At 33.8% G+C, this 5,410-nt stretch carries 5 protein-coding genes; 1 reads left to right on the top strand and 4 read right to left on the bottom strand.

Annotated elements, in window-relative coordinates; translation table 11 throughout:
• Positions 1-593: 593 nt before the first annotated feature.
• The 4 genes from BHE89_RS08940 to BHE89_RS08925 form a co-directional block, all read right to left on the bottom strand.
• Entirely contained in the window at positions 594-1,118 is a 525-nt protein-coding gene (locus BHE89_RS08940) for a tetratricopeptide repeat protein (RefSeq protein ID WP_128860412.1), read from the bottom strand.
• A 189-nt stretch (positions 1,119-1,307) separates the two neighbouring features.
• Positions 1,308-2,108: a Slam-dependent surface lipoprotein gene (locus BHE89_RS08935; RefSeq protein WP_069367363.1), complete on the bottom strand. Its 801-nt coding sequence runs from the start codon at positions 2,106-2,108 to the stop codon at positions 1,308-1,310.
• Between the two features lie 414 nt (positions 2,109-2,522).
• Positions 2,523-3,410: a LysR family transcriptional regulator gene (locus BHE89_RS08930; protein WP_128860411.1), complete on the bottom strand. Its 888-nt coding sequence runs from the start codon at positions 3,408-3,410 to the stop codon at positions 2,523-2,525.
• Positions 3,411-3,583: 173 nt separating this feature from the next.
• A complete protein-coding gene (locus tag BHE89_RS08925) occupies positions 3,584-4,528 on the bottom strand; it encodes a nitrilase family protein (protein WP_128860410.1) in 945 nt (314 codons plus the stop codon).
• Positions 4,529-4,762: 234 nt separating this feature from the next.
• Between BHE89_RS08925 and umoA the strand changes: the two genes are divergently transcribed.
• A complete protein-coding gene (gene umoA, locus BHE89_RS08920) occupies positions 4,763-5,299 on the top strand; it encodes a UmoA family flagellar biogenesis regulator (RefSeq protein WP_069367366.1) in 537 nt (178 codons plus the stop codon).
• Positions 5,300-5,410: the final 111 nt, after the last annotated feature.

Here is a 5,410-nt window from a genome sequence, read left to right as displayed (position 1 = left end):
ATGGATAATAAACACCCGTTTTTATACCATACTGCTGATAATTTAATAAAGTATTTTTTTTACACCCAAATTGATAATTTAATTGATTAACTAAGCGTAGTTTATTATTAAAATAATAGTTATGGTTAGTACTATAACTCACTCGCTGACTATTTAAATTATTTAGCGCTTTTTGATATTTCTTTATTTTATAATCAAAGCTTAAATTAATAGTTTTGCTTTTTTATTAATCAAATAAGATAATTGTGTTTCACTTCCCCCATGCTTGATATTCATATTGAGTTGGTGTTTTTTTTTTATTTCGTAATACGGTGTTATTGACCATTGATATTGAGATTTTTGATAGCGATAATCCAGTTGTGTATATAACGCAAGAAAATTAGCGCTACGGTAAGAGTGATAATCAATATATCGAGCATAAGAATAGGAAGAAAAAAGTATGATGAGAATAAATAATAAAAGGTTGATAAAAAGAAAAATAATGCGTTAACCCTGTTGATGTAATGGGCTTTGCTCCCCTTAACGTGATTGTTCTTTGCGTTGAGTGAGAGACAATATGTTCAGCTAAATCAGGTGCATGGTTAATATTATCATTATAAAAAAAAGTTAAGTTGATAGAAACGTTGCCCTTGAAAATAAGAGGCTAACTTAACCTTATAAACCTTAATTGATTGAATAATATCGTTAGGTAAATCAACCAGATTACTCAATTGATTGAGTTGTCGTTGTGCTTTTTTATATTCTCGCAAATGAAAATAAAGCTGAATTAATCCTGTTTGCGCTGGGATAAAATCGGCTTTTTGCTTAAGTTGTTGCTGATAATAAAATTCAGCGTTTAAAAAATCGCCCTTGGCTTGAGCTAAAATCGCTTTAGCGTAATCAATTAATAGTGTTTCATGTAAAGGCAATTGTTGATAGTCCAGTAGTAGTTCTTCAGCCTTTTTCCACTGCTGTTGCTGCAAAGCACGATAAAGTTGTTGCCCTAGTTGGGCAACTTGGTGTTGAGGTGAATGATAGGAGAATAAAACAGAATTAATCTCTTTGGCATTAACGTTTAATGGAATAAATAACACACTGATAATAAAAAATAATTCCATTCGTTTTTGATAATAATGCATGGTATATCCTTATAATAAAAACTGACCTATTCCTTAAAGTTCGGTTTATTTTTAATAAAAAAAAACAGATAAACCCTATACCGGATTATCTGTTGCTAACATTTAGCTTAATGACCACTAATACCACATTTAAAGAATTAACCGATTGTATTACCAAACAAATTTATAATATTATTATTCTTGAAAAAATTAAGAAGCATCCGTGCTTGCTGTTATTTCTTCACTTTCACTGCTATTTTTCGTACCACCAAAACCGATATCTTTTGTGTGATCCGAACTAAACACCACAATACCCGCTAACGTTTCAGCGCTTTCACCAAAGAAAGCACCTTCAACAACCCCTGATGTTGTACCTTCTTTCGCATCGGCAGAAAACGTTACTTGGTTATTTGCGGTATAAAGATTTCCACCTTCTAACTCGACCGTACGTTGGCTATTCGCCAATGAACCTTCAATTTTCTTTTGTGAGAAATCAACATCAAATGAACCCGAAAATAGGTTACTACCACTGTATTGGCTAATCCCTGTTACCGTATAAGTGGCGCTATTTGTTGGTAATGTGGTGGTAACATCTTTCCCCACATAATAGGTTTGATGTGTTGCATCTGTTGCTGATGTTGTTTTTGCCCAGTCACCAAAATAGACATTGGCATCCGTGATTTTGGCAAAGTGAAAAACGCCCATATTACGGTGACTAGCGGGCGTACTTTCATTCGGTTGAATAGTATAAATTCCATTACTATCCGCCCCACCACTCATTCTTGGCGAAGTTAACGAAGCAAAACCAATTTTTTTCCCTCCTCCTACTGTACTAATACCCACACCTGGCTCTCCACCGGGGATTTGGCTATGACCACGTTGTATAGGATCACTAGCCCCTACTTTCATCGTCGTAAAAGGCCCACTTTGATTAGAATGTATTTCAGCATGTACAGTATGAGTCCCCATTAATATAAATAATGCGCAGACTAATTTATTTCGTTTATTCATAATAACTTCCTTATTATTAACTTGAGGGTGTGGCTACTTATTATAAATAATAAGTAGCCACTTACAGAGATATTAATATTTCATCTTTACAGCTTTACTTACGAATATAAAGCTTGCTGTTTCGGGGCGTAGGTAATATGAAACAAATCCCCCTCATTGTAAATAACACATTTTAATTACGGAGATTTTAATTAACCTTACTTATATTATAACAATTAAATTAACCAAATGATTTAATTTAACTTTTTATTTAAAGACATAAAAAACAAAAAACGATTTTATATTTATTTTTGTGAACAAGATCGCAATTGTTTCTTTTTATTTATTTCAAAACTAATTGATATTTAAAATATATACCTTGTTATAAGACGTCTATTTCAAATATCATCAATTCTAAAGTTAAAAAAATTTTTATTATATTTTATTTATTTCATCAGAAATTATTTTTATAAAAAGATCACGATCTTTATTCTGAATATTATTATTCCAAATAACACCTATTCCCCATTGTGTATATAAACCTGAAAGTGGTAATAGTGTTACTTTTTGTTTATCACAAATAAGTTCTGCATTTTTAGGCACCAATGCCATTCCTAATCCCGCAGCAACTAACGCTAACTGCGTTTGAATATCTTGTGATTGTTGTAATACTCGAGGCTTTATTTGATGATGCTTTAAAAAATCACGGATTTGTTGATACAATTTTTTTCCTTTTTCAGGAACCAACTGAATAAGCCCAAGCGTATTAAAGTAGTGTAATGGATCATCATCAGCCTCTAATACCTTAATCGTTTGTGTAGGGATTGCTAACATCAATCGCTCTTGTACTAATGAAACACCTTTAAGTGGCTCTGTAACAGGTAAACGAGAAAATGCGAGATCAAGCTCACCTAAAAGTAATTTATCTTCCATTGTATTAGAAGGCATATCATCAATATGAACCGTAATATTAGGATATACGTGATTAAATTTTGCCAATAATGGAGTAATAAAATTTAAAGAAGACAAACCAAATCCAGCATAAAGTGCTACTTTTTGGGGTTCACTTAATTGACGAGCTTGTTTTTCTAGAACGCGAGCTTCTCTTAAAACTGATTGCGATTGACTCAGTAAATACTGTCCTTCGGGCGTTAATTTTGCACCATGACGTCCACGTTGAAAAAGTGTGACACCAAACTGAGATTCCAGTGTTTTTATCTGTTTAGTGAGTGCCGGTTGGCTAATACAAAGCCTTGATGAAGCCGCACCAAAATGTTCTGTTTCAGCTAAAACAACAAAAGCATTCAATAAACGGGTATCCATGATTAATCATTAATCCTATCTTATTTTTCCTTTTATTATTCTAACATAAAATAAATAAATAAAATTAACAACTAACACCAATGTATTGATAAGCAAAGAGAATAGATTAAATTGAGATTATTCTTTAGCTAATACAAAAACAGCTCACAAAATGAAAGCTGTTTTTTATTAAATTACGCTTTACCAAATCGAACCGAAATAGGATCTTGTTCATTTCCTAATTTTGTCGTTAATATCGAATAAAGTTCAGGCCTTCGCCCTGTTATCCAGCGTCTTCCTGTTGATTTGTCTAATAATGTAAGGTCAAGATCCGCAATCACCATATCATCATTAATCGCTTTGCTCTCTTTTATTACGCGCCCATAAGGGTCAAGGATCATGGCATTTCCTGTGCGGATCTCTTCTTCATCACGACCGACACCATTACTAAATAATACAAACATACCGTTATCATGAGCTCTTGCTGGTAACCAACGCATTAACCAACCTCTTCCATGCTCACCTTGAAATGCCTCTTGTAATGATTGTGGATCATGATGTCGATTTTCCCAAAGCGCCATGGGAATAGGCTTCATACTCTGTGGACTACGTGAATTTGTCCCCCCCGTTTGATGAGGTGCGAGTAAAATATCGGCGCCGAGTAACGCATTAGCACGTGCATTTTCTATCAAGTTATTATCCCAGCAAATTAATACTCCCATTTTAACGCCCCAAGGCGTTTCAAATACGGTGTATTGTTCACCACTTTTGATGATCGGATGTTCGAAGGCATGTAATTTCCGATGTTTATGCAAAGAGCCATCAGGCATACAAACAACCCATGTATTATAGAGTGTATTGTCTTCGGCTCGTTCAATAAGCCCGACACCTATCGCCATTTGATGTGCTATCGCTTTTTGTTTTATTAACGCTAAAGATCCACTGTCACCACAGTTAGAGACTCGTTCACTTAATGCATAGATTGCATGTTCTGGCAATTTAGGAACATGCCAATACCCTGTAATGCACATTTCAGGAAACACTAATACATTCACTTTTTCACTGATGGCATTATCTATAAATTGATGAATTTTTGATAAATTATAAACTTTGTTGTTTGCTTTATGTTGAAACTGCACAGTCGCAACAACGTAATGTTTTAAATGTACTCATACGTTTTCACCTGCTAATCCTTATATCTTTCTCAATATAAAAACGTATTTTCTGATTAAAATATAATCACTTATTCTCTATTTTTGATAACCTTTCGGAATGAAATTGGATAACAGCAAGAAATAACAGGGTTCTACACCTCTGTTTCACGGAATAAATACCTTATTTTTTGGCATCATAATGGCAATAAAGGAGTATTTATGTCTACTAAGTCCCTATTTATAATTCTTTCATTATTAGGATTATCTGTTTCCTGTTTGGCAGGAGATGGCTTAGTGGATAGAACATGGACAGCCTCAGGATTAGATACACAAAGTTATCGACAAGCATTAAGACAACCCGCCGCAACCTCTCGATATACTCTTTTTAATATCACCCCAGACATGCCTGTTCCAGGTGGTGCTAGCCATTCTGATCCTCAAGGTATTCGTTACATCGCCATGAAGTATGGTCCTTATGGTCAACCTGAACACTATAAAACCTACCAAATTATGTTTTCTCACTATTCAAATAGTAGTACGAAGAAAATTCGCTATTTAGGTGAGTTATATACTGTTGTCGGTGATATCTATTTAATTGATCCTTTTGCAACAGCCAATGAATGGCAACGTGGCCGTAGCCAAATCGTTGAAGAGTACTATGAGATATTAGATGCTAACGGAAATAGAACCGGTAAAGGATTACGCTTTAATAATTGGGATAAACCAATTCATATAACTAAATGGTCATCGAATTAATATACTCTTAATCTATATTCCGTTTTATTAACGCTCTCTTAATGTCGTCATTTTTTCTTTTATTAAAATATGCACTTAAATTATTAACCACCGTTAATACCTTCTAAATTT

The organism is Shigella sp. FC1967 (assembly GCF_001743005.1).
GTDB lineage: Bacteria > Pseudomonadota > Gammaproteobacteria > Enterobacterales > Enterobacteriaceae > Proteus.
The sequence above is the reverse complement of the archived record's forward strand: the minus strand, read 5'-3'. Positions and strand labels throughout refer to the sequence as shown.